General features: G+C 43.9%; 25 protein-coding genes. 15 read left to right on the top strand and 10 right to left on the bottom strand.

The window, feature by feature from the left end:
* The first annotated feature begins 18 nt into the window (after positions 1–18).
* A complete protein-coding gene (locus C4S39_RS13070) occupies positions 19–714 on the top strand; it encodes a hypothetical protein (protein WP_103967401.1) in 696 nt (231 codons plus the stop codon).
* Between the two features lie 81 nt (positions 715–795).
* Here the strand turns inward: C4S39_RS13070 and C4S39_RS13065 are convergent, their stop codons facing one another.
* Positions 796–1,551, bottom strand: a complete 756-nt coding sequence (locus C4S39_RS13065) for a hypothetical protein (protein ID WP_103967400.1) — start codon at positions 1,549–1,551, stop codon at positions 796–798.
* Between the two features lie 134 nt (positions 1,552–1,685).
* Between C4S39_RS13065 and C4S39_RS13060 the strand changes: the two genes are divergently transcribed.
* Together C4S39_RS13060 and C4S39_RS13055 are read left to right on the top strand one after the other, a co-directional pair.
* Positions 1,686–1,892, top strand: a complete 207-nt coding sequence (locus C4S39_RS13060) for a hypothetical protein (RefSeq protein ID WP_103967399.1) — start codon at positions 1,686–1,688, stop codon at positions 1,890–1,892.
* A 3-nt stretch (positions 1,893–1,895) separates the two neighbouring features.
* Positions 1,896–2,390 carry a hypothetical protein gene (locus C4S39_RS13055; protein WP_103967398.1) on the top strand — a complete coding sequence of 165 codons (495 nt, stop codon included), beginning with the start codon at positions 1,896–1,898 and terminating at the stop codon, positions 2,388–2,390.
* Positions 2,391–2,558: 168 nt separating this feature from the next.
* On the opposite strand, the gene C4S39_RS13050 is transcribed toward C4S39_RS13055, so the two are convergent.
* A complete protein-coding gene (locus C4S39_RS13050; RefSeq protein ID WP_103967397.1) occupies positions 2,559–3,302 on the bottom strand; it encodes a hypothetical protein in 744 nt (247 codons plus the stop codon).
* Between the two features lie 149 nt (positions 3,303–3,451).
* On the opposite strand from C4S39_RS13050, the gene C4S39_RS13045 reads away from it, so the two are divergent.
* The 10 genes from C4S39_RS13045 (at position 3,452) to C4S39_RS15585 (ending at position 11,272) form a co-directional block, all read left to right on the top strand.
* Positions 3,452–4,609: a cysteine desulfurase family protein gene (locus C4S39_RS13045; protein WP_181023828.1), complete on the top strand. Its 1,158-nt coding sequence runs from the start codon at positions 3,452–3,454 to the stop codon at positions 4,607–4,609.
* Positions 4,610–4,700: 91 nt separating this feature from the next.
* Positions 4,701–5,450 carry a phosphocholine cytidylyltransferase family protein gene (locus C4S39_RS13040; protein ID WP_103967396.1) on the top strand — a complete coding sequence of 250 codons (750 nt, stop codon included), beginning with the start codon at positions 4,701–4,703 and terminating at the stop codon, positions 5,448–5,450.
* A gap of 6 nt (positions 5,451–5,456) precedes the next feature.
* Complete coding sequence (locus tag C4S39_RS13035) at positions 5,457–5,912, top strand: HIT family protein (RefSeq protein ID WP_103967395.1); 456 nt, start codon at positions 5,457–5,459, stop codon at positions 5,910–5,912.
* A gap of 22 nt (positions 5,913–5,934) precedes the next feature.
* Entirely contained in the window at positions 5,935–7,020 is a 1,086-nt protein-coding gene (locus C4S39_RS13030) for a fatty acid desaturase family protein (RefSeq protein WP_103967394.1), read from the top strand.
* Complete coding sequence (locus tag C4S39_RS13025) at positions 7,020–7,757, top strand: 2,3-bisphosphoglycerate-dependent phosphoglycerate mutase (protein WP_103967393.1); 738 nt, start codon at positions 7,020–7,022, stop codon at positions 7,755–7,757. The genes C4S39_RS13030 and C4S39_RS13025 overlap by 1 nt, the downstream gene beginning before the upstream one ends.
* A gap of 16 nt (positions 7,758–7,773) precedes the next feature.
* Positions 7,774–8,304: a DNA-deoxyinosine glycosylase gene (locus tag C4S39_RS13020; RefSeq protein ID WP_103967392.1), complete on the top strand. Its 531-nt coding sequence runs from the start codon at positions 7,774–7,776 to the stop codon at positions 8,302–8,304.
* Between the two features lie 273 nt (positions 8,305–8,577).
* Positions 8,578–9,606: a VanZ family protein gene (locus C4S39_RS13015; protein WP_103967391.1), complete on the top strand. Its 1,029-nt coding sequence runs from the start codon at positions 8,578–8,580 to the stop codon at positions 9,604–9,606.
* An 88-nt stretch (positions 9,607–9,694) separates the two neighbouring features.
* The gene (locus C4S39_RS13010; protein ID WP_103967390.1) at positions 9,695–10,573 is read left to right on the top strand and encodes a DNA-methyltransferase; all 879 of its coding nucleotides are present in this window, start codon (positions 9,695–9,697) and stop codon (positions 10,571–10,573) included.
* On the top strand, positions 10,533–10,877 hold the full coding sequence (locus C4S39_RS15590) for a PmeII family type II restriction endonuclease (RefSeq protein WP_219817966.1): 345 nt from the start codon (positions 10,533–10,535) through the stop codon (positions 10,875–10,877). The genes C4S39_RS13010 and C4S39_RS15590 overlap by 41 nt, the downstream gene beginning before the upstream one ends.
* Complete coding sequence (locus tag C4S39_RS15585) at positions 10,871–11,272, top strand: PmeII family type II restriction endonuclease (protein ID WP_219817967.1); 402 nt, start codon at positions 10,871–10,873, stop codon at positions 11,270–11,272. The genes C4S39_RS15590 and C4S39_RS15585 overlap by 7 nt, the downstream gene beginning before the upstream one ends.
* Positions 11,273–11,289: 17 nt before the next feature.
* Here the strand turns inward: C4S39_RS15585 and C4S39_RS13000 are convergent, their stop codons facing one another.
* Positions 11,290–12,753: a DUF4139 domain-containing protein gene (locus C4S39_RS13000; protein ID WP_181023827.1), complete on the bottom strand. Its 1,464-nt coding sequence runs from the start codon at positions 12,751–12,753 to the stop codon at positions 11,290–11,292.
* Positions 12,754–12,814: 61 nt separating this feature from the next.
* Positions 12,815–13,270 (bottom strand): YbaN family protein, encoded by a 456-nt coding sequence (locus C4S39_RS12995; RefSeq protein WP_103967389.1) that lies wholly within the window; start codon positions 13,268–13,270, stop codon positions 12,815–12,817.
* 183 nt (positions 13,271–13,453) lie between these two features.
* Between C4S39_RS12995 and C4S39_RS12990 the strand changes: the two genes are divergently transcribed.
* Positions 13,454–13,918: an FKBP-type peptidyl-prolyl cis-trans isomerase gene (locus tag C4S39_RS12990; RefSeq protein ID WP_181023826.1), complete on the top strand. Its 465-nt coding sequence runs from the start codon at positions 13,454–13,456 to the stop codon at positions 13,916–13,918.
* 250 nt (positions 13,919–14,168) lie between these two features.
* Positions 14,169–17,402, top strand: a complete 3,234-nt coding sequence (locus C4S39_RS12985; RefSeq protein ID WP_103967388.1) for a DUF748 domain-containing protein — start codon at positions 14,169–14,171, stop codon at positions 17,400–17,402.
* 201 nt (positions 17,403–17,603) lie between these two features.
* Here the strand turns inward: C4S39_RS12985 and C4S39_RS12980 are convergent, their stop codons facing one another.
* The 6 genes from C4S39_RS12980 to C4S39_RS12955 all read right to left on the bottom strand — a co-directional run bounded on the left by C4S39_RS12980 (position 17,604) and on the right by C4S39_RS12955 (position 24,171).
* A complete protein-coding gene (locus C4S39_RS12980; protein WP_103967387.1) occupies positions 17,604–18,062 on the bottom strand; it encodes a type IV pilin protein in 459 nt (152 codons plus the stop codon).
* 164 nt (positions 18,063–18,226) lie between these two features.
* Complete coding sequence (locus tag C4S39_RS12975) at positions 18,227–21,745, bottom strand: pilus assembly protein (RefSeq protein WP_103967386.1); 3,519 nt, start codon at positions 21,743–21,745, stop codon at positions 18,227–18,229.
* Between the two features lie 29 nt (positions 21,746–21,774).
* Positions 21,775–22,344, bottom strand: a complete 570-nt coding sequence (locus tag C4S39_RS12970; RefSeq protein WP_103967385.1) for a pilus assembly PilX family protein — start codon at positions 22,342–22,344, stop codon at positions 21,775–21,777.
* Positions 22,341–23,093, bottom strand: coding sequence for a PilW family protein (locus C4S39_RS12965; RefSeq protein WP_258039446.1), 753 nt, complete (start codon positions 23,091–23,093; stop codon positions 22,341–22,343). The genes C4S39_RS12970 and C4S39_RS12965 overlap by 4 nt, the downstream gene beginning before the upstream one ends.
* 44 nt (positions 23,094–23,137) lie before the next feature.
* Positions 23,138–23,653 carry a type IV pilus modification protein PilV gene (gene pilV / locus C4S39_RS12960; RefSeq protein WP_103967383.1) on the bottom strand — a complete coding sequence of 172 codons (516 nt, stop codon included), beginning with the start codon at positions 23,651–23,653 and terminating at the stop codon, positions 23,138–23,140.
* Positions 23,647–24,171 (bottom strand): GspH/FimT family pseudopilin, encoded by a 525-nt coding sequence (locus C4S39_RS12955; protein ID WP_103967407.1) that lies wholly within the window; start codon positions 24,169–24,171, stop codon positions 23,647–23,649. The genes pilV and C4S39_RS12955 overlap by 7 nt, the downstream gene beginning before the upstream one ends.
* Positions 24,172–24,440: the final 269 nt, after the last annotated feature.

Here is a 24,440-nt window from a genome sequence, read left to right as displayed (position 1 = left end):
AAAGGAGAAAACAGCATTATGCTAAGTTATAAAAAAATATCGATGATTTTTTTGTTTTTCTTAACTCTTGTATTGACAGGATGTGCCACACATAAAATAAGCACACCCCAAAAAGATTTGCCGATCGAACTGGCCAACGAACTTGAAAATATTTCGGGTGTTAATTTTGGCTTTGTGGTACTCACCGATAGCACTAATGGAAGAAAAATATTTTTAAAACACCCTGATGCAGACGTTTATCCTGTTACTGGCCCTGAAGCTGCATCTGAAATTAGAAATATTGCATCAGTTTCCATAACCGCAGCCACAGATGTAGAAGTACAGGGAGTAAAATTTAGTTCTTGTAATTATATTAGTATCAACGGTCAAATTGAACTCATTTGCCAGAAAAATGAAAGCGTGGAACCTCGATCTATATCAGATTTAGTTGTCGATGAATCTATATTACCTTCCGAGCTTGCAAGCAAACTTGAGAAAATTTCAGAAATAAGCAACATTGGTTTTCTTGTGCTTGTTGACATCGTGACCGGCCAAGCGAAACTATTAAAACGGGATAATTATGCCGATCTGTCGGCAAGCTTTCCCCAATCCATATCCGGAATAGTCAGCGGTAGCGCATGGAATGTAACAACATACAAGAAAAACCCTTGTTGCTATTGGACAATTATCGATGGCGATATGGTGTACGTATGTAAGAGGCTTATGAATTGCTAGATATCAATAGAAACTAGATTGATAAACTCATATAAGCAACTTAGTTGTCTTGATGAGTTTATCGCTTGTACTGTCCATCGTTCAAATTTGAGCTGTAGCTAATCCCAGAAAGCTATGATCAAGTGAGCCTACCAAGTCACCATTCCAGTACTCATCGATAATTCTAACGGCCTCATGTGTTACCAAATCAACCAGCTCTTCGTCATTCCAGGCAATTGTCGAAGGTGGCTCGCTTAATGCATCTAGAAGAAGAACTTGGAATCCCTTTGGATCATCATTTCTAGGAAATGTGTTAATCTGATTTAGCTCAGATTCATCAAGCGCCAAGAACATACGAATCAAAGAACCATAAAACAAAGATTCTTCACTACCACTTGCAGCCGGAACATTAGTTAGATGTCCTACGCCAAGTTCTTCTGAATCAAAAATACCATCAATAAGTTGGAACTGAGGATAAAATGGAACAAAAGTATCGTCATAGGTTAGTATTTGAAGTGGCCGAACTGCTTCTCGCAGAGATGTGTTCGACAAAATACCGGCTCGTTCGTTAAATGCAACCAGCTGTTCCAAAGAACCCAAATCAGAATTCATTAATAGGCTAGTATAATCAACTTCCTTACTTTCTAGACCGGCAGCTTCAAAATAATCCCGGATGACAGTCGTCGAATGTCCTGATATCTCGCTGAGCATGTTAGTCGTTACACCATTTTCTCTGGCAGCAGCAAAAATTATTTCTGCCTGCCCAACATTTGCATTAATAAAATCATTTGCCTGTTGAACACTATACCCAAGTTTGGCTAAATGTACTTCAGCCGAAATGAATGATTTTACTGACATGATTTAACCCTTTATTTGTATATATATAGTAGCGCATGATACTCTACGAATACGCTTTGTTTGGAAAATATCTGAACGGTTGCAATCTCAATTAATGGATCAGGTGATAAAGTTACTTTTAAAGGGAGAATAGTGTGCAAAATAATGTATTGACGATATTAGCCATGATCATTGGATTTTTCTCATTGTTACTTACAAGTGGATTGCATGCTGCGATTACTGAGGAAAACAGATTAACGGAAGCCGAATCGGAAGAGCTCACCAAAGCGCTAGGTTTTTCATTTACCCAGATAGGTTTTATCGATAACCGCAGTGGTGCAGCGGTGCAGTGGTGCACATGATAAATGAAACAGCCCGAGCTCACGCTCACATCCGATGATCCACGAATCCCTCAATACAAAAAAATTACCGCAATCAACGTTGTGCCAGTCTCGGGTATGGTAGAAGGCGCACAAAATTGCAACTATATCCATGTCGATGCACAGACTGCGCTGATCTGTGAGAAAAGTGGAAACAACAACACAGACCCTTCAATTCCATCGCTAAGCAGTGAACTTACCCACAGTTTAAAAACGATACTCAAGAGAGTTTCGAAAGTCACTGAATTTGAAATCGGTTTTGTCGTTGCAACCGATGCGATAAGCGGAGACGCTAAAATTTTCAGAAGTGAGGATTATGTTGCGATCAACCCTGCATTGCCGCATTTACCTCAGTCCTTACCAGAACTGGGGACACCCACATCCTTATACATCATTACCGAAAAAATAAATCCATGCTGTACTGATGTTTATTCTGGCGGAACATGGTATCGCGTGTGCATTAAAACGGCGAGCTGTTAATCGTTTCAACAAACAATTCATGTTGTTGGATCGTTATTGATGATAGCGGCGGAGTATGCCTATAAAAAATATACTTGCTGCTAATACGCTAATAGTTAATTTCTCAATTGAGTCAAACAAATCACTCATCAAGACAATAACTGTCTTGATGATAACGATCATTCGCTTTTAAGCTGAGGCTAATCCCAATAAACTATGATCCAGTACGCCGATAAGATCACTGACCCAATATCTTTCCACGATATTGATGGCTTCATCGGTTACCAGATCAGCCAGCTGTTCATCATTCCAGGCAGCTGGTGTCGGTGATTCACTCAATGCTTCAAGGATAAGCACCTGAAACTCGTCGGGATCGTCACCTGCGGGAAACGTGTTGATCTGATCCAGTTCAGTTTGGTCAAGCGCCAGGAAAATATTAATTAATGAACCATAGAACAAAGATTCCAGGTTGTCATTGGTTGCAAGGACATTATTCAGGTTTTCTACACCTAACTCTCCTGAAGAATAAATTCCGTCATCAGATTGATTCAAGTTTGCCGGGCCAAAAGTCCCATCATAGTCGTAATTCGCATCAATTGCCGGCTTAACCACCTCACGCAACGAGGCATTCGATAAAACACCTTCTCTTTCATTAAAGGCGACAAGACTTTCCAACGAACCTAAACTGGAATTCACCAGAAGATTGGTATTTAATAGTACGTTTATCGTCGCGCCATCATAGCCCGCATTTAAAAAATATTCATGAACCACGTCTTTCGAATAACCCGATATTTCACTCAGCATTCTGGTGTTTACACCGTGTTCTGATGCTACATCAAAGATTATTTGGGGCTGATTAATATTTGTATTGATAAAATCCATTGCCTGACTGAGTGTAAAACCCAATTCAGTTAAGCGTTTCTCTGCCAGCATAACGCAGTTCCCTTGATTTGATTATCGGCTTTGAATGATTCTATCATTCAATATTGGGGAACTCTAGGAAAAACCTTCAGCAGGCAGACACCATAAAAACATTCATTAGGTTTATCATACTGTCTTTCCCCAATTTACAGATGATCCGAATGGAACCAGTTTATTTCGACCATAACGCCACTACCCGTATTGATGACACCGTGTTAGAAGCCATGCTGCCATACTTTCAGCAGGAATTCGGCAATGCTTCCAGCCGTCATGGGTATGGTTTGAACGCGCGCCAGGCAATTGACAAGGCACGGAGGCAGGTAGCGGATGCGGTAGGAGTACAGCCGGCACAGGTGATTTTCACTAGCGGTGGCTCGGAAGCGAATAACTTGTTTATCCGCGGCGCGGCCGATAGTTTGAAGCCCGGCAATTTATTCATCAGCGCGATTGAGCATCCCTGTGTGTTGAAACCGGCCCAAGCGCTTTCTCGCCGCAGTTGCGATGCGTGGGCAATGCACCAGCTGGCGGTGAATGCGTCCGGACAAGTGGATCTGGATGCGGCAGGTAACGCGATGCAGAGCCACAAGCCAGGATTAGTTGCGGTAATGCTGGCCAATAACGAAACCGGCGTGATTCAAGACGTTGCCCATGTTGCCGAATTGGCGCGCTCACATGGCGCTTATGTACACACCGACGCAATTCAGGGATTGGGGAAAATTCCGCTTGATTTTTCGGCGCTCAAAGTGCATGCCATGACACTTTCCGCGCACAAGATTTATGGCCCCAAAGGCGCGGCAGCCTTGATCGTCGACAAGCGATTGTTATTGAAACCACTGATCTATGGCGGCGGACATGAAAACGGACTGCGTTCCGGCACCGAGAATGTGCCCGCAATTGTGGGTTTTGGCGTCGCGTGCGAATTGGCGCAAGCGCGCATGATCGAAACTGGGCAGCATGTTTCCGTATTGCGGTACCAGTTAGAAAAAGGGCTCGTAGATATGGGTGCGGTAATTTTTGGCAGCGCTGCTGTGCGCATTCCCAACACGTGTTATTTTGCATTACCGGATATTGAAGGTGACACGCTGGTGGTTAAGCTGGATAAAGCCGGTTTTGCCGTTGCTGCCGGAGCTGCCTGTTCCAGCGTAAATCCGGGGCAAAGTCACGTGCTGAATGCCATGCAGGTCGATCCGATGCTTGCACGCTGCGCGGTGCGTATCAGTTTGGGGCGCAGTAATACGCTGGAACAAGTTGATAATTTCTTGCACGCCACCCGTCACATTGTTGCAGAGTTGAAGCAGACCAGCAGTCTTTCTTTTTAAAGCATGCCGCACTTTATAAATCCAAACTTGGTTACAATGCTGCATTGCCATTATCGCGTCGCATGAAAAGCACCTTAAAATCAATTTATCTATGACGAACCAAGTCACGAAACCGATCAAAGCCATCATTCTGAGCGCCGGGCAGGGCCGTCGTTTGTTGCCGCTAACCGAGAGTATGCCGAAATGCTTATTGCCAGTTTCCGATAAACCTGTGCTGGCATGGCAAATTGATGCTTTGCTGGCTGTGGGCGTAAATGATATTACGATTATTACCGGCTTTCAGGTAGCTCTGATTGAGGCGTTATTGCAACAACGTTACGCCAGCCATCCCAAGATTAAAATTCTGTTTAACCCCTTTTATGAGGTAGCAGATAATCTGGCAAGCTGCTGGATTGCACGTGCTGAAATGGATGGCGATTTCTTGCTGCTAAACGGCGATACCGTAATCGAATCGGCGTTGCTGAACAAGGTCTTGAATTCAGAGCCTGCGCCCATTACACTGAGTGTAGATGATAAGGATACTTATGACGCCGACGATATGAAAGTGCAACTGGACGCCGATCGCTGGGTAAAGCAAGTCAGTAAAATCGTGCCGCCCCATCAAGTCAACGCGGAATCGATCGGTTTGATTTACTTCCGCGAGCAAGGCGCACATGCGTTTCGTAATGCCGTGGAAGAGGCTTTGCGACATCCGGCGGAACTGAAATCATGGTATTTATCGATTATTGATCGCCTAGCCGAGCAACATTTGGTAAACTCCTGTTCTATCAAAGGCTTTCGTTGGTGCGAAATTGATTTTATCGAGGACTTGGCACGGGCGGGAATTATTTTTAGCGAGTGAATTCACATGATGCGGAATCCGGTTCCATCAGATTGCAACGCTACCATGCGCAAGTTCGGTGCGCCAGAAACAGTGATCCGAGCGTATCAACACTGGTCAGTACTGTTACGCCCCGCGCAGGCTACACTGGGCGCGCTGGTTTTAGTCGCGCACGAGCCGGCTAACGCTTTCCCGGAGTTGAGCATAGCGAGTTTTACGGAACTCCATGAGGTAACCCGCCATATCGAATTGACGCTAGGCCGGGCTTTTCAATATGACAAAATCAATTATCTGATGCTGATGATGGTTGATCCGGACGTGCATTTTCATGTGCTGCCACGCTATGACCGCCCTAAGTCATTTTCCGGGGTGGAATTCATTGATGCAGGTTGGCCGGCTGTGCCGAACCTGAGTCAAATCAACAAAACGGATACAGCGATCAATCAACAGATTATGGAACATCTCCGAACCTGCTGGCCGTAACTGTAAGGATGCGAAACAACAAGTGACTGAACAAACTATTGAACAGAAAACACCTTACGTCAAGGAGTTTCCATTGCGGGAAGCACATCATCTGGTACGCGATCTGATGACGCCGAATCCGTGGATATATTGGGTTGATTTTCTGTTTCATGTCACACTGGGCTGGGTTGCTTTCTTCACTGCATTGTTCTCTCCGTTTTTATCACTGTGGCAATTGGGTAGCTTTATAGTCGCTGTACTGGCGTTATACCGCTCGGCGATTTTTGTGCATGAGCTGGCACATTTGAAAAAAGGCACGTTCCAGAACTTCCGCCTGGCATGGAACATCTTGAGCGGCATCCCATTCATGATCCCTTCGTTTACTTATGATGGCGTGCATAATGATCATCACAAACCGGATGTATATGGCACCCATGCAGATGGAGAATACCTGCCGTTTGCGACGCGCAAGCCCGGAAAAATGGCGGTGTATGTGCTATTGTCGCTGCTGATTCCAATCTTTCTGGCGATGCGGTTTGTGATATTGACACCCCTTACTTATCTGATTCCCCCGCTGCGCAAAGTTGTATGGAAACGTGCATCGTCATTGACGATTGATCCAACTTACCGGCGCGCTGAAAATGCTGTTCGCAACGACCTCAATTGGCGGCAGCAAGAAATCGCTGCTTGCTTGTTTGGCACAGCTGTCATCGCACTGGTGATACTGGAGGTTTTCCCCTATTCGTTATTAATACTCTGGTATTTGATCGCGGTAACTGTTTTTATTCTCAATTCATTGCGTACGCTGGCTGCACACGCTTACCGCAATCCCGGAGACCGCAAGATGACATTGTCTGAGCAGTATCTGGACTCGATCAATATTCCCGGCAATTTCCTGATTACGCCGCTATGGGCACCCGTCGGCCTGCGTTACCATGCCACGCACCATCTTTTTATGAGCATGCCATACCACAATCTTGGCAAGGCACAGCGCCGTTTGGTCAATAATCTGACAGACAATTCCCAGTATATCCAAACACTGCGCAGCGGATTATGGCCGGCGCTAAAACAAATCTGGCGCGAATCATCCGCAGCTGCTATGCATTCCTCACAGCGGCAAAGCAGCTGATGCCAGAAGCTATCCCATCGCAAAACACTTCTCAGCAAAGCCCGACAAAACTGGTATTGCTGCGCCATGGACAAAGCATCTGGAATCGTGACAAAAAATTCACCGGCTGGAGCAATGTAGCACTGAGCCCCAAAGGTGAACAGGAAGCCGAACAAGCGGCTTACTTGCTGAAACGCGCAGGCTTTACATTTGATGTGTGTTTTACTTCCGTATTGCAACGCGCCACATCAACTTCACGCATTGTCCTGGCAGCCATGCACCTGGATATTCCGGTGCTACAAACCTGGCATTTAAACGAGCGTCATTACGGGGCACTGGAAGGCATGGAACGTTGGCCGGCGATTAAGCAATTCGGCATTTGGCCGATTCTGGGTTGTCAAATCAAATTTGACGCCGCTCCCCCGAGCCTGAATAAAGGAGATTACCGCCATCCCGGCAACCAATCCGATTATGCCACTATTGATCGCGATGAACTGCCAACGGGAGAGAGCATGCAACAAACCCTTGCGCGCCTCAAACCTTATTGGCAGGATACGATTCAACCGGAAGTCCGGCAGGGAAAACACGTGCTGATCGTCTCTCATCGTAATACCCTGCGCGCATTGATGATGCTACTGGATCATCTCACTCCCGTACAGGTCATGAAGTTGAAACTGGCTACCGGCCGACCCTTGGTGTATGAATTGGATCAACACTGCAATGCCCTGCGGCATTATTATGTCGACAAGCTTGTGTGATAGGCCTCGATTCATCATGCCAACCATCCACAGCTTCGCTCCCATTGCAGGCAGGCATGCAAAAATCCTGATTCTCGGCAGCATGCCCGGCGAAGCTTCACTTGCGGCGAATCAATATTATGCACATCCACGCAATGCCTTTTGGCCAATCATGGCGCCTTTGCTGCGAATTCAAGCAAATTCGCGTTATGAAGAAAAGATAATCGCTCTGAAATCATCACCCATCGCGCTGTGGGATGTGCTCAAATCCTGCAACCGCGCTGGAAGCCTGGATTCAATGATTGAAACTGGCACACAGATCGTCAACAATTTTCCAGCTTTTTTTGCATTCCACCAGCATATTACCCACATATTTTTTAACGGTGGAAAAGCCGAAACCTGCTTTAAGCGTAACGTGATTCCGGGCATTAAGCCAGGATCGATAACTCTGTCAAGACTACCATCCACAAGTCCCGCTAACGCAAGATTATCATCCGATGAGAAATGCAAAACATGGCATCAAATGATTAAATTAGCATTGGAGGCACACGGACCATTCATTCAATAAAGCAATGCAAAATACTTGACGGCACAGCCCAGGTGCGTTTTACTTATACGCTACAATGCAGCAATAGCTAATTAATCTCTCACTGAAAGGAATTCATTCGATGAAAAAGCTCGTGATTATTGTGCTCATTATTTTTGCCGCTGGATATATCAGCCTGATGGTTCAGTATTTCTAGGTCAAACAAATAACGCCCGAATCGCTTTGCCCGCGTAAAGACAGTGTGTGCTGCCTGCATATACAGGGAGTCTGCTACAAATCAACGGCATCTGATACATGCCACTGTTTAAAATACAGTGCTGGCTTTTTATTTTATTGGCTGGCGCCACCATCGCATCCCATACTTGGATCACTCAATATGAACAAAATGGATCCGAGCTTTTAACCAGCCATTGGCAATACAAAGCTTTCGGGAATAATCGAGTTGATCTTACAAGTACTGGGTTCACTCTTCTTTCTAATAACGCAACAACCATAACCAGCATTTATCAGAACATCCCGGAGGTTATGCCGGGTACGATTTTATTGCTATCCGCCAATGTGAAATGTAATGATGTCGTAGCTGGCGAGAAGCCCTGGAATCAGGCCAGACTTCTACTGCTACAGGTTGATGAAGAAAAGGAACGTTGGGATTTGTCCACCGTGATCGTATCGCTGACAGGAACCCATGATTGGAAAAATTATCAAGGCATTTTTACTGTTTCGCCTGAAACCCCAAACATCCGAATAATCGCACAACTAAGTCAAGCTACCGGCTTACTCCAGGTAAACAATATCAAACTTTATCCCGTCCGCGAAACCCGGATGTTTACAATGACCAGAAACATCACGCTATCGGCATGGGGTGTTTTCTTTCTGCTGCTGACGGGCTCATGCCTTTTTAACAGCAAACACAGTATTTTTTCGCGCTTATTACTGGTTTGCGCCTTCATTTCCATAATCGCCGGAACAACTTTGCCGGAAGATGCCAAGAATCAGGTATCCGATGAAGTAAAAGCACACATTCATACGCAAAGTGAGTCTCTTAAAGCCACTATTCTATGGGATTTATCCAAGATCTGGCATTTCTGTTCCTTTCTTTTGCTGGGTTTGATTATCAGCGTGATGATGGCGCAAGAACCCTTAAGCCGAGTGATATTCATCGTTTTTTCTCTATCTGCCGGCACTGAACTCGCACAACTCTATATCGAAGGCCGCACCCCTCTCGTAGCAGATTTTTTTATTGATGCAGCGGGCGGTATTATTGGTATTATCCTGATTAATATTTTTTATATAAAACATAATTCTGATAAACCCTTCTATTGACTTGACTCACAAGACTTTGTATCTTAATTTGCTGGCTGTTTGATAGACAATCATGACAAAGAGCACCTAATACGGATGAATATATGAAATGGAGATAACTGCTGACATCTATCATGGCGACAGCGCAGAACAATTAAAGCTGCTTTCCGATGATTCTATTGATCTTATCATTACGTCACCACCTTACGCAGACCAGCGGAAAAACACATATGGCGGTATTCACCATGATAAATATGTAGAATGGTTTTTGCCGATTTCAGCGCAGCTTTTGAGAGTTCTAAAACCTACCGGAACTTTTGTGTTAAATATTAAGGAAAAGGTAGTAGAAGGCGAACGAAGCACTTATGTCATTGAGCTCATTTTAGAAATGCGCAAACAAGGATGGTTGTGGACAGAAGAGTTTATCTGGCATAAGAAAAATTGCTATCCTGGGAAATGGCCTAACCGTTTCCGCGATGCTTGGGAACGGCTTCTTCAATTTAACAAGAATAGAAAATTCAATATGTACCAAGAAGAAGTCATGGTACCAATGGGCGATTGGGCAAATTCAAGGCTAAAAAACCTTTCTGAAACCGACAAACTCCGAGATAACTCAAAAGTTGGCAGCGGATTTGGCAAGAATATCTCAAACTGGCTTTACAGGGAAAAAGCATATCCATCCAATGTGTTACATTTAGCAACAGAATGTAACAATAAAAATCATAGCGCGGCTTTTCCCGAAGAACTGCCTGAATGGTTTATTAAACTTTTTACAAAAGAAAATGATAGCGTACTTGATCCATTTATGGGATCTGGAACTACGTTAATTGTCGCAAATCGGATGAAGCGAAATTCAGTTGGTATCGATATCGTTCCTGAGTACTGCGAAATGGTAAGAAAGCAATTAAAACCCGTAGAATTGTGCCTCTTCGAACCTAAGGCGGTTTATGAAACTGTTAAACCTAAAAGACGTATCACTATACGTTGAGGGAAATATTGGAATTTTCCATCAGAAGCGCATCCAAAGCCTTGACAGATTAAAACTGTCGCAAGTTCTAAAACGAAAAAACCCCTATTTGTTTAAAGCAAAAGATGTATTAACTGCTGAGCAAATAATAAAAGGCTTGGTAGATGCGCATATCTCGTCAAATGAGGAAACCATTTTTGGCGACTGGCTGGAAGGGCTTGCTATTTTCATTAACAATAAAACTTATAATGGTCGCAAATCAGGCATAACAGGCATTGATCTTGAATTCGATAACCACGGTATTAGAAACATTGTGACATTGTAACGATCAAATCCGGACCGAATTGGGGAAATAGTTCACAAATAGCAAAAATGGTCACAGACTTCAAAATTGCCAAAAAGACATTGAGAACCAGTAATTCGCAATTGAATATCATTGCTGTAAATGGGTGCTGTTACGGCAAAGACAGCAAGCCGGATAAAGGGGATTATTTCAAGTATTGCGGTCAACGTTTTTGGGAATTCATATCAGGCAACAACGAACTATTTACAGAAATTATTGAACCACTTGGACACAATGCAAAAGAAAAAAATGATGATTTCGTTAAATCTTATGCACAAATGATTAATAAATTCACGAAAGAATTCTCCAATAGCTTTTGCAAGGATACTGGAGAAATCGATTGGGAAGAATTAGTTCGATTCAATTCTGGAATATAATCCTAAAAAATATTTACTCAATACCTCACCTGAACTCTATAATTAAGCGTCAATGATCCTTCCGCAGGCACTTCTACTTTCCACACCGCCAGATTGCTAACAGGTTTGCTATGGAGCTGACTTTCTTCAATAATTTTCCAATCCCCTGGGATAGGTTCTTGCACAAGCACCGTAACCGCTTCCTTTTTCGCATTCTTGAGTGTGATTTCATAAGCACTTTCAAAGCGATTAATAGCAGTATTATTATTACCAGTGCTTAACTGCTTGAAATCGGTTTGTTTCCGGGCTGCCGTCACATCAAACGATTGACCCAGCTTCAACCGCACAGTCTCGTTGATCGGTGTGTGATCAATCCAGTCTTCACCCACGAATTGCGCATTGCCCGTTTTATCGCGCTTATACACACGCATTGTGCCTTTGGGCAAAGGCATACCTAATCGTACCGATTCTTTATTGTCAAATTGCACAAATACGCTTACCTTGAGCTTTTGCCCGAGATCGCCATGGCTCGAAGCATAATAGTAATCGTTACCGGCCAGAACAAGCTCCTTGCGCACAGGTACGCTGACAGCATTGAGCAATGCAACTTGCTTGGTTTGATTTTCAGCGAGAGTCGTCGGCCTATTCAGATGGTATAAATGATACTCCATCAAAGACTCCTGATTCATTGACAGTTCCGCAGCATCGAATGCCACCTTGCCTCGCATTGCCATAGGAGCGGCAAGTTCCTGCTGTACCCGGTTAATATCGCCAGCCACCAATTGTAGTTTTGCCCGGGAATAATGGGTTCCACTGGTATTGGTCAACGTAACCCAGCCGGATAAATCCATTTGATCATCGGCGTCATTCAGTTCTGCAACATAATCCGCCTTCCAGGACAAGCCGCTTGTCAAATAACTGAGCTCCAATTCCTGTGTCGCGGGATCGCTACGATTCCCTTTAATCACCAGCGTAGGACGGTCACGCAAGTTGTTCGGCACATTCTCAAAAACTATCCGGCCGGGAATACCCGTCTCAATACGATCGGCCATCTTTAATACGACCCCCTCGCTGGCAGCCAGCACCACTGCATGTTCCCTGCTTTCTGCACCGGTTGCCGGATTGATTTTAATGATGGTTACCGTTTGCCCAATATATTTGTTGAGCAGGCTTTGCGGTGTCAGCAAATCAAAATTGAAATTTTGCTCAGCTACGGCAATGCCACCCGGATAACTGACGCTGCGCAGCAATGCGGTTTCCGGCCGTATTTGCGCACTGACATCGCGCCATGCCAGACTAAAATCATTGCTGACAAGATTAACCTGGCGTGAATCCTTTACCAGAGCCAAGTCATTGTTGTAAATAGTGACCGCCACTGATTTCTGATCTGCGAGCGTAGTCATTTGCTCTCCGGTTCCGGCATTTGCCATCGAATCACAAAAAAACAGTGCGCAACCGATCGTCAACAAAGCTTGGCTAGAGATGCGATTTAAAGTATTCATTACATGTAAGACCTAAACAAACAGGTTAAGTGAATCCAATTAATTGAAGAAGAAAAATATATCAGACTTCTCTTACAGGAATGCGCCAGATATAAAAGGCCAATATACTCCCGATCACAATTAGCATGATTTTTTGCCACAACTCGGGTACGATCAAAATAGAACTGCCAAATGATAATGACATTAGTAAATATGCCCAGCGTTTGACGCGATGCTGGATACTGTGATAAATATTCCATTCGCGAATTATCGGGCCCGCTATCCGATTTTCCAGCAATTTACGATGGAAGCGTTCTGAACCACGCGCAAAACAGGCAGCCGCCAGAAGCACAAATGGTGTGGTAGGCAGCACCGGCAAGACCGCTCCTAATACACCAAGCAGCAATGCCAGAAAACCAGCGCTCAAATACAGAATGCGTACAACCGGTGAACCATGCAGACATAACAAATCGGTCATTTGCTTATCCGCAACTTGCCGTTCGTTTTGGTTTGCTTCTTGCTGCTCCGAAGTATGCATTTTAATTGTGTAATTAATGTGTTTGAGGGCAAAAGATTTATTTAATGTCTATAACTTAATTAAGTTTGATCCAAAAAGCAACCATCATTTCAATCGACTGCAGATCAGGAATTAACGTTAGCAGCTATAATACCAAAGGCACATTATTCATTAACCGGATTTTATTTTATTCTTGAGGAAATTATGCGCAATATCAAAATACTAATTAATATAAGCTTCCTGTTGTTCGCGTTGTTAGCACTATCCCACGCTGCATTTGCTTATAAAGAGCACGCAGCCGCAGATGATTCCGAATTGCAAAAAATTGATAACAAGATCGGTACAGGAGAAGAAGCGGAAGTTGGAAAAACGGTCAATGTGCATTATACCGGATGGCTCTATGATGAGGATGCACCTGACAAAAAAGGTCCCAAATTTGACAGCTCCTTTGATCGCAAAGAGTATTTTTCATTCATGCTGGGAGCCGGTCGCGTCATTAAAGGATGGGATCACGGCGTTCAAGGAATGAAAGTAGGAGGGCATCGTACTCTGATTATTCCACCATCAATGGCGTATGGAGCACGTGGCGCCGGAAATATCATTCCACCGAATGCTACTTTGATTTTTGACGTAGAATTGATTAGTCTAAAAAAAGATGCACATTATTAAGATTTGTATTTTATACGACAGTTAGGCAAATACTGTAATAAGCTATCAGGTGAATTGTTTTATTACCTCCGAATAGCTCATTTGCCCCTCAATTCTTAAATTCATTTAATCGCTTCAAATTTAATTCTTCGCTTCTCTAGGCCGGCGAGTTGTAAATCACCGGCCTAGAGAGCAATTCTCGCCGGTTGCGGCGGGACGCTTTAATCGGCCTGAGCGTTTCATAATCTACTGAGAGTGACAGGGAGCTGCTATGACTACGACCACACCGCAACGTTTCATTGGATACAAACGTCTGGGCATCAGTCTCGGCGTGATAGCAGTTCTGATTATTCTTTTGGCAGCCATCAGCTATTTCTGGTTGCCCGGTTATGCAAAGTCTCAACTCGAGATACGCTTATCCGAGTTCCTGCAGCGTCCTGTCACAGTAGCCTCGATCGAAATCAAACCACATACGCTGGAATTGATTGTGCACGGTTTTCAAGTGGGCGTGAAAGCGGATAGTGACGAACCAGGTGAATCGCTTTTTTCTTTTAACAGACTATATATCGATCTCAGTATCAAGTCGCTGAAACAACGTGCACCCGTGATCACAGCAATTGCTCTGACACATCCTAAATTTCGTTTGATTCGAGAAACAAAGGACCAACTAAACATTTCTGATTTACTGGAGAAATTCAGTCAACCCTCGGATGAAAAAGATGATGATGGCGCCCAATTCTCGATCAGTAATATTACGATTCAGGAAGGACATTTTGAGTTTATTGATCGGCACATGCAGACAGATCATCAGATCACTGAAATTAATCTGGGCATTCCTGTTATTGCTAATTTTGATAGTGCATTAGAACATTGGATAGAGCCCCACTTTAGCGCAAAAATTAACGGATCGCCCTTTGCACTGGAAGGCAAGCTGCGCCCTTTTACAGTCCCGCAGGAAGCAACGTTAGCGCTTAAATTCAATAAAATCGATTTGTCCGAATTTGATCGATATGCACCTCTGCCTCAGGGAATCAGGCTCCTTTCAGGTTTTCTCGACAGTGATTTGCTTCTTACGTTTACACAGGAACCAGACCAGGCGCCCATTATTATGCTTACCGGCAATACGATATTGCAGCAATTAGCTATAAAAGATACTACGGTAGCTGCGCCTTATCGCACGAATGTAAAAGAACTGAACATTGCACTGACCCAGGTAGATTTGATGCGTAACAACCCATCGCAAATTAAATTAAAAATGGATCAAGTCGAATTAACGCGTGAAGGCGAAAGTGAGACTGCCTTATCACTCGCTCAGCTGTCTATCGACCGCATCCTGGTCAATATCAAATCGCGCGAGATCGCTTTGGATGAAATCGCCCTGGATCGCCTGAATACGATCCTACGTCGAGAATCTGACGGCAAAATAAACCTAACCCGTATGTTTGAACCTACCGATGCACATGTACAGCCTCAAACTCAGACTCAAGGACAAGTCCAAGCAGCCGAAGTAAAACCGCAAAGAAACATTCCTATCCCTGGCAGAAAACCAGCTTATTCCGGCGCCGATAGGATCAAAGTGGCTGAAAGCAAAACGAATCCTAGTGACTCCGCTGTTCTATCCGCACCTTCGGGCGAAGAAGCATCTTCCAACAATAACAAGGCGCAGTGGACTACTCAAATCAAACGCATAAAACTTAATGAAGCTGCTCTGCGTTACGAAGATCTTACACTGGAAAAACTTACTCCGATGGTTATCGAGAGTCTGAGTCTTACAGTAGATAACGTTGATCTGAGTGGCGCTACGCCATCGAATCTTACATTGCAAGCTCAAGTCAATCAACGCGGTCAAATCAAAGTCGATGGTTCATTGGGGTGGGCGCCGCTTGTGACGGATTTAACTCTGAATCTTGATAACGTTGATCTGGTGTCCTTACAAGGTTGGGGCGGTGATAGATTGACCGCCTTGCTGACCAGCGGTGATATTTCCTTTAACGGTACTATCAAAGCGCAAGGCGATCCGCTGAAAATTCAGCTTGGTGGGCATGGGAATCTGGCGAATTTCAATGTGTTTGATCCAATAACCACACGTGATCTGCTGCGCTGGAAAAAACTAGATATCAACGACTTGAAATTTGTTAATAATCCACTCCAGATGAACATTAAAGCAATCAAATTAAGTGACTTTTTTGCACGTATAACGCTTCTACCGGATGGCAGCCTCAACCTCAAACATATTGTTCGGCAGGATGTCCCATTAGATCCTCCTGTGACGGTCGCCAATGCATCCCCTGCGGATACTCAGCCTGCCGAGCTTCAAAAACCAGCATCGGTTCATATCGATAACATTTCTCTGCAGCAAGGCAGCATTGATTTCAATGATCGATTTATTAAACCGAATTACCGCGCCAAATTATCTTCACTATCAGGGCAGATTGGCCCATTGCAAACCGAAAAATTCGGAAAAATCGACATACAGGGTATGGTTGGAAAAACCTCACCGTTGAAAATCAGTGGGTCGATCGATGCATTTAGTGCTGAATTGCAAATGGATATCGTAGCGCAAGTTAAAGATATCGATTTACCCCCCTTCAGTCCTTATTCAGGAAAATTCATTGGTTATGCAATTGAAAAAGGCAAACTGTCAGCCGATGTCAATTACCAGATTAAGAATGGCGCTTTATCAGCTGATAACAAAATCTTTCTGGATCAATTTACCCTCGGAGAAAAAATTGATCGCGAAAATGCCGTCTCTCTACCGCTCGATCTGGCGATTACGCTGCTTAAAAACCGCCGCGGCGAAATTGACATACACCTGCCGCTTAAAGGATCGATTAATGATCCTGAATTCAACCTTGGCGACATTATTTTCCAGGCATTTGTGAATCTCATCACCAAAGCGATTACCTCTCCTTTTACATTACTGGGCGCAGCATTTGAGGGTGGCGAAGAATTATCTGAAATCACCTTCACTCCCGGTTTTGCAAACATCGAAGATGAATCTCTGCAACGCTTGCAAACCTTATCCGAAATTTTAAATGACCGTCCGTCTCTGGAATTGGAAATTTCCGGTCGAGTCGATCCTGTCGCTGATCATGAAGGATTGAAGCTAGCAATGCTGCAAAACAAAGTGAAAGCGCAAAAGTTAGCCGGAGATGTCAAGAAAGGCATTACCAGCGGCACTCTTACAGATATAACATTAGATCCGGAAGAATATAGCAAATACCTTGAAATGGCTTATAAAAAAGAAGATTTTGAGAAACCAAAGAATATCATTGGCCTAACCAAGAGTCTTCCTGATGCCGAAATGGAACAACTCATGCTTGAACATACAGTGATTCATGATAATGACCTGGAAGTACTGGCAGAAAACCGCGCTAATGCGGCACGTAACTGGCTGATTGAAAATGGAGGGATTCCCAGCGAACGAATATTCGTCGTCAGCACCCATGAAACTAAAGCAGATGAACAGAAAGCAGGCAATCGAGTAGAGTTTTCATTGAAGTAAAAGCGGTTCAAGAATTTAAGCCTCTCACTATCATCGGGAAACTCTCGTCCAATCCCCTGAGAGGCTGAAATACGCTCAACCTGCCGTTAAGCATTATGCTCCGGTATTCGATACCACACTTTACCCGGCTTATTCTGGGTCACTATTCTTCAAAACGTGTTATTAGAAATTTTCGCTATGCAGTTAAATTGGTATGTCGGGCTAGCGATTCCAGCAATCTGCAACATTTCCATCAGCGCCTTGAGCACCTGTATTACTCAAAGTAAGCGTACCGCAGATATCTCCCGCCATTGAACCGGTTGGTACTGCCCGAAGTACGAAAGTATTGTTTAATACTGACTGTAATGAAATATCATACTGCCTTGTTCCAGTTTTCGGTGATTGGAGAATAGGTAGCACTACGGCAATATCATCACCGGTATCAATCATTCCATCTGCACCTACAGTTGCGTCATACTGATTATTCTGTGAATAAAATCGCTCCATAAATTGAGCATTCTCATACAGCATTGATTTTGCTACAATCCTGTTAGATTGCCTTACATAATCCTGATAGGATGGAAGAGCGACGGCAGCGATAATACCAAGGATCGCCACTGTTATCATTAATTCTATCAATGTAAATCCCATTGCTTTAAACGTATTGAAAGATTGCTTCATAACCTGTAAGTCTCTCCTCTCGGATATTAATCTCATGGAATATTCTATAAATAATTTAGATGCTCGTCTGTTACAAATATTACTCATTAGTTTCTTGTGAACATAAATCCTAGAAACAATCACAATGACTAATGATTAAAAATATTTAATTTACTAAGTTTATTTTAATGCGATAACTCGCGCCATGTGATCCTGCCACGTAATCCAGCAGCACCTTTTGCAGTAGTTGTCTGTGAGAGCAAGCCGTTAGCTGTTGAGTGCAAAAGTATATCAGAATTCGAATCACCTCTAATCCGCGTAACACCTCCCACAGAAAACCCTATCTCCACGCCTGAAGATAATCCATCATCTAACGCAAGAACCCTATTTCTATTGGTATCAAATGCTGGAAATGGAAGCATTCCACCCGTCAAAAAATCGAGCGCATTAGCAATTCCCCGGCCACCAAAATCGCATGGTGATATAGAAGGCACAATAGTCGAAATTACCAAGATTCCATCTTCCAAATCTGGTACACCTGTAATCCTTTCACCGCTGACAGGAAGATTTGCGTACCAGCCCTTAATTGTAGTGGAATAGGGTACTAAATTTTGCGTTGCGGTCCTGATTGCTCCGTCAGTTATCACCTGTTGAACAAGCGCTTCGGCCGTTATTGTCGCTACGGCGCTATCATCCCATATTCCGTAAATAGTTTGGGGATTTATACTGGTTGTATCTACAGTCTCCAAGTATTTTCCTGTACCGAATAAAACCAGTTGCCCCCCTTTTGGATGAAAGCTCACAGAAGGTGGGAAAATGATAGGCTTCGATGTTCCTGATACAAATAAAGGCACGCCATTGATACCCACCTTCCAATTTGCAGGCGTAGCAGAACTTACATCGAATTTCCACAAATTCCCTTTGATATCACCCGCGTATATTACATCAACCTTACCATTACCCGTTGAATCAAAGGGGATCGGAGTCGAAAGACCATTGCCGGTACCAGGATCGGCAATCAATTTAATATAATCCGTTCCAGCTGTCCAAGTACCATCCTCACCTCCGGTAATAAACAAAATATAAAGTACCGCTTTACCGCCCGTGCTGTTATATCCATTACCGACAATAACGGCCCATTGGTTGTTCTCCATTTTGACGATTTGCATTGCCTGGCCGGTAAACGAATTAATTTGCGGATAATTATGGCTATAGCCCATATCGGCATCATCAGCACTGGTAAACTCCCACAATAATATACTTGCTGCATTCGCAGCAGCAAAAGTCGGCGCTGATTTTGTTGCATCAGCTGGATTTGTAACATCTAACGCATAATACCCTTGCCCCCCCCCATTCAAACCGCCAACAAGAACAGTCCTCCAGCTCGATGTAGAGCTAGAATAAACATCTGCCGCCATGGGGGATCCGTCGACGAAATAGCGATGATTCGCGTTATAATTTTTGTCCGTTAGCCTATTCAGATTCTCATAAACCACACTAGGAATATAAACCAACAATTCTTTCCCCGCATCCGCTGCCGTACATCCTGCCGTTATTCCAGGAACACAGGCATTAAATCCATGCAGCATTCCGTCATTGGCGCCAATGTATATCATCGGAACTCTATCCTTATAGTTAGTATAAAAGGACTTATAACCGGGATGATCTACATCTGAATAACCTGCACCAGGCTTTCCTACATAAAGCGGGCCAGAGCTCACAATATCACCAAGTTTGCTGGTAGGACGAGGACGGAAATTATTGACTGAGGTGGAACTGGAACAGGTAAATGTTCCGGTTGCGCTTTCTCGCGTTGAATCTCCTCTCAGAAACGCCACTCTCTCCGGACCACAATTATCGGTTGTACCAGAAGCATCCTTGTTAAGAAAAGCTTTTTGTATAGTAGTTAAATTACCATACTCAAATGAAACTCCATCACTAACACCTTTTGTGATCATGACTCGTGAAGCGGAGTTAATCACTCCTGATGCAAGTGAAACTTCTCCGGCATTCCATTCCGGAGTACCTTCTATTCCAGCAGGGCTAATCGGAATTGATAATAATTGTCCACTCCAATCGCCGCTATTAAACTTTGCTTGATAGGCGCGTCCATTCATCTTTAATGAGCTAGAATTGGCTGCAACGGCAGAAGCCGACCCCGTTCGAGCCACAACGGTCTTTAGTGCGCTGGTTAATGCATTTGCAAATGTAGTGGGATCGGCGGCACTAAAGAATTCTCCTCGACTATTGACAGCGGCATGCCATAAGTCATCTATTTTTGCTGCCTCATTTTTTTCCGGATCCGGCCAGGATTGCGCTCCTGAGGGTAATTCAGTCAATGTGCCAGTCACTCCCAGTCCTACAGTAAACGTGACCACGTGCTGCCAGAATGCCGGATCGTGTGGATTGGTAGGTACTTTATTCGGCAGATCCGTGCGTAAATCATTTTTCCAATATTGCATGGCTGCATCAGCTAATGTATCACCATAAGCATCCGAATAAGGAAGCGATGGAATATATGTATATGTTGCGGGGATCGCAGGTGAAGAGTCGTTGGTAATAGCAGAACCTGGCAAATTATCCGAATTATTCAGATCAGATATATCACCCTTAGTCCAGTAACCATCTGTCATCAAAATATTATAATTCTGTCGGCATTCGTGCTGGGTACCGCCGCTCGAACCTGGTGTCAGACCCCAAGGACCTTTATCGTCCGTTCTTTTAAAGTATTCACCAACAGCGAGCACTGCTTCTCGCAGCGGTGTACCTGCTGCAGGAATATCATGATCATATAGATTGGCAAAGAAATTTGTTCTGTCCGTACCCGTGAACTGCCGCACACCTGTTTTGACTACTGTTGTCGCCACACCATCAATCGTTGTCGAACCTTTATTGATAGCTGCAAAACCAACCCGCATGGTATTTCCTTGTGCTGCAAACGCCCGACCTACTCCTGCACGGGATAATAAAATGCGCGAACGATAATAAGTATACCAATTGGCAAAATTCTGGATTTCTTCATTATAAGTACAAGTTGGAGCTGCAGCACAATCCGAGCGGTTGGAACTACCCGTGTAAGTAGAAGTTGAGGACTTGATTTCAACTTTTGTATAACTGCCGGCACTATTGATACTGCCACCGTTGTATTTATAGTAAACGGCGGGGTAGAAAGTTTTCGACAGACTGCCGGAAAGGGTTCCGTTATCTTGCAGCCAAGTTGCTGTTTGTTTATTATTAACTGTCAGGTTACGGCAGCCAGCGGCAGTATTATATGGATTGTGATAAGCACATGTCGGAGCGGCGTTATTCATCAACGATCCATCGGCGTTACTCCAAGGCAGATACCTTACCGCGGGATCGTAGTAGATTTTGTTGACGTAACTGGAACGCAGCGAGGCGGTGTATTTGTTAGTTAAGTCAAAATCGACAACATAATTGTTGTAATCCGAGGCGCCATAAACACCAGACGCACGAGGAAACGTATAACGTGCGCTTTGAATTATCAAGCTCTCCGGCATGATTTCGAATTGCATCGATCCGGAATCATCAAGTGTGAACATGACATTCGGAGAAATATTTCCTCCCAGAAAAAGTGGCGTATTCGACAACGGTGGAAGAGCATGCACACTGCCAGTTAAAAGCATGAATGAAAAACCTATTATTTTCTTAAATGTTAAAAAGCCGTATAAAAAATTTTTCTTCATGATTTTGTATTCCTGACAGTATTTTGTTGTTATGGTCTAAAAATTTCTTGTATCCATACAACGGTACCTTGCTTGGCTCCTTGAGCCCGTACAGTAATACGATAGTAGTATCTTAAAGTATTACCGGGCGGTGTTTTCTGTATTCCTTCAATCAAATAGGTGGGTGCGGGCACACCGGCGGGTAAACCAGGTGCTGTGTAAGGAATGTCGTTAAATCTAAAAACGTTACCTTCAACATAATTAATTGGGCAAACCGGATTACAGTAAGTCTCCCAAGATCTATTCGGAGCATCAACACCAGCGCCGTAATAACAGAATCCGTCAGTGCAGTTTGTGTCAAACTCACTCATACCCTCAATTGATTTAGGCGAATTGGTAGAAGGATCATTGTCACGAATATGATGTTCGGCATAACGTAAAGCCATTTCTGCTGCCTGCATTGCAAGCATGCGATCGCGCATGTTGGCCGACATTCTCTCCTCTATCGTTGCCATTTTCGCAGCCGTTATTCCCAGAAGAGATAAAGCGAGCAAAAAAATCAGGCCTGTCACAAAAACAGCACCACCTTGTCGTTGACAACAATAAGGAATCCTATTCATGGCGTATCATTTATACGATTACGTAAATTGATAGTTGATGTAAAAGCACGTCTTAGCCGTCTATCTTCCGGAATAGCAACCGATGCACCATTACAATCCAGATAATTACCCGCGGAAACCACATTTGTTTTCTCAGAACGAATCAAGACACAAATACGCACCGTAACCACTTGCTCCCAATCGACTGGCAGCTCGGTATATTGATCAACGGATTGATCACCTGTGGAATCTATTCCGTAGAGGATCTGTAAATCTTCCGCATTGCTTAGCAATACGTTACCAACTGGTGGCGCACCGGGTGCTGATGGAGTATTGGAAATTTCCCCTTTACACCGTAATTCCGCATTGGCTGCATCAATATTAAAATGATTCTGGATAATTGTGCCCGCGACAGTTACCCCTGTACCATCGCAATCACTGTCTCCAATTGCCCCCTCAAATTGCACAGTCAAGGTATCGGCCACACCTGCTCCACCATTAGTGCCGCTAATGGCGGTGCCTTCGAATTCAACTTTAAACCCAGTAAATGGCATTTCCACATGTCCAGCCTGTTTGACACTTCGCCCAATAACCTCCAATGCGAAACGTCCATTTTCCTGTACTCTGGCATTATCTTCCTGCTCACGAAAAACTCCTTGGCTACTGACAAAAACGGTACCGATAACCAGTAGTAATACCAAGCCCACTACCATGCCAATCATCAATTCAACCAAAGTAAAGCCTTGTTGAACATTCCATTCTCCATTCATGCACCTGGACTCGAGTCTACCTTGTTGATTTACTGAAGCAGTCATTACGGCGCAAACCTTGTTACAAAACACTGAGTATTTGCACTCCCACCTGGACAATTAGGACCAGGATTAGGATCATCTGCCATTTCTTTTTCTGTCCACATCAAAGTAATTGTATATCCCGTTGCTAGATTTCCATTTACAGTGCCGACGCCACCGGGAAGCAATCTAGCATTGGCTGTATTCCAGGATACATGATCATAAGTAGCGATTTGCGCCGGACTACAGGTAGTTGCAACACAATCCACAGTGCCTGGGATACTTGCTGAAAGTGCATCATATGCTCCAGTTGCCACACCCGCGATGTTGGCGCGCATACGGTCAGCGATATCCTCCGTTTGTTTACTAGCTACAGAACGATAGTAAGCAACATTATTACTACGCGCACCGGACACAACCAATGCTGCCATACCAAGTAAACCAAAAGACACAATTAGTACCGTAATCAGAACTTCAATTAAGCTAAAACCATTGCTCTGAATTTTCCCTTTTATTGAAAATTCATTATTTATCAGCATGGCTTTGTCCCTGTTTCAAGACGGAAGCGTCCTTGGTTATTTAAGATAATAGCTTTGGAGTGAGATCCTCCACGACTATCACACAGTGTAAAAGTATCGCTGAATCCCATAGAATAACCATTGGCAGTAAATGTAATCCTATTTTTCCCCGAGGAGAATGTGTTTCCACCCGAGAAAGCTGCTCCCACTCGCAGAATTTCTTCGCCCGCGTCAACTACACCAGCATTATTGGCATCGGCAAACACTAACCAGCCATTCGACCAGGTCGTTCCCCCTGTGCAGCCAGTACCATTTGTACTGGGGCAAAGCGAAACTGAGCTACTGCGTCGAACGGATTCACTTTTAGCTAAAGCCAATGCGGAATAGAAACTGTTACTTTGTGTTGTCAGTAAATTGTTTTGGATAAACGTGCTAAAACTTGGCACAGCAACCGATAACAAAATACTTGCCACACTCAATGTGACAAGCAGCTCAATCAAAGTAAAGCCATGTTGGTTTAATAGCCTAATCAGTTGCATTTTTTCATATGCATGATTGCATGATTGCATGATGCCATCTCTGTTTTAACTTCCCCGTTCATTCGTTAATATTAATCGGCTAGATTCTAGCGGTCATAATTTAGACAAACTTTAACTTTTAGAGCACAATTCCAGATCTCTCAAGATTTTTGATCTGATATCTAAACTGAACCGCCCCGGGTTTATCGGAGACTCCATTTCTTGAGAGAATGGAGCTATGAATAAATCGATAAGATACTCACCTGAAATCCGTGAACGAGCAATTCGTA

The sequence above is a fragment of the Nitrosomonas ureae genome (assembly GCF_900108305.1).
In the GTDB taxonomy this organism is placed as follows: Bacteria; Pseudomonadota; Gammaproteobacteria; order Burkholderiales; family Nitrosomonadaceae; genus Nitrosomonas; species Nitrosomonas ureae_B.
The sequence above is the reverse complement of the archived record's forward strand: the minus strand, read 5'-3'. Positions and strand labels throughout refer to the sequence as shown.

Coding starts and splice junctions, on each gene's coding strand:
- C4S39_RS13035 (WP_103967395.1), top strand. CDS start 5,457: ATGATGCGGAATCCGGTTCCATCAGATTGCAACGCTACCATGCGCAAG.
- C4S39_RS13010 (WP_103967390.1), top strand. CDS start 9,695: ATGGAGATAACTGCTGACATCTATCATGGCGACAGCGCAGAACAATTA.
- C4S39_RS12970 (WP_103967385.1), bottom strand. CDS start 22,344: ATGAATAGGATTCCTTATTGTTGTCAACGACAAGGTGGTGCTGTTTTT.
- C4S39_RS13040 (WP_103967396.1), top strand. CDS start 4,701: ATGACGAACCAAGTCACGAAACCGATCAAAGCCATCATTCTGAGCGCC.
- C4S39_RS13025 (WP_103967393.1), top strand. CDS start 7,020: ATGCCAGAAGCTATCCCATCGCAAAACACTTCTCAGCAAAGCCCGACA.
- C4S39_RS13070 (WP_103967401.1), top strand. CDS start 19: ATGCTAAGTTATAAAAAAATATCGATGATTTTTTTGTTTTTCTTAACT.
- C4S39_RS12955 (WP_103967407.1), bottom strand. CDS start 24,171: ATGCAACTGATTAGGCTATTAAACCAACATGGCTTTACTTTGATTGAG.
- C4S39_RS12975 (WP_103967386.1), bottom strand. CDS start 21,745: ATGAAGAAAAATTTTTTATACGGCTTTTTAACATTTAAGAAAATAATA.
- C4S39_RS12980 (WP_103967387.1), bottom strand. CDS start 18,062: ATGAAGCAATCTTTCAATACGTTTAAAGCAATGGGATTTACATTGATA.
- pilV (WP_103967383.1), bottom strand. CDS start 23,653: ATGCTGATAAATAATGAATTTTCAATAAAAGGGAAAATTCAGAGCAAT.
- C4S39_RS13065 (WP_103967400.1), bottom strand. CDS start 1,551: ATGTCAGTAAAATCATTCATTTCGGCTGAAGTACATTTAGCCAAACTT.
- C4S39_RS13050 (WP_103967397.1), bottom strand. CDS start 3,302: ATGCTGGCAGAGAAACGCTTAACTGAATTGGGTTTTACACTCAGTCAG.
- C4S39_RS12965 (WP_258039446.1), bottom strand. CDS start 23,093: ATGAATGGAGAATGGAATGTTCAACAAGGCTTTACTTTGGTTGAATTG.
- C4S39_RS12985 (WP_103967388.1), top strand. CDS start 14,169: ATGACTACGACCACACCGCAACGTTTCATTGGATACAAACGTCTGGGC.
- C4S39_RS13020 (WP_103967392.1), top strand. CDS start 7,774: ATGCCAACCATCCACAGCTTCGCTCCCATTGCAGGCAGGCATGCAAAA.
- C4S39_RS13055 (WP_103967398.1), top strand. CDS start 1,896: ATGAAACAGCCCGAGCTCACGCTCACATCCGATGATCCACGAATCCCT.
- C4S39_RS13015 (WP_103967391.1), top strand. CDS start 8,578: ATGCCACTGTTTAAAATACAGTGCTGGCTTTTTATTTTATTGGCTGGC.
- C4S39_RS13000 (WP_181023827.1), bottom strand. CDS start 12,753: ATGAATACTTTAAATCGCATCTCTAGCCAAGCTTTGTTGACGATCGGT.
- C4S39_RS12995 (WP_103967389.1), bottom strand. CDS start 13,270: ATGCATACTTCGGAGCAGCAAGAAGCAAACCAAAACGAACGGCAAGTT.
- C4S39_RS15590 (WP_219817966.1), top strand. CDS start 10,533: ATGAAACTGTTAAACCTAAAAGACGTATCACTATACGTTGAGGGAAAT.
- C4S39_RS12990 (WP_181023826.1), top strand. CDS start 13,454: ATGCGCAATATCAAAATACTAATTAATATAAGCTTCCTGTTGTTCGCG.
- C4S39_RS13045 (WP_181023828.1), top strand. CDS start 3,452: ATGGAACCAGTTTATTTCGACCATAACGCCACTACCCGTATTGATGAC.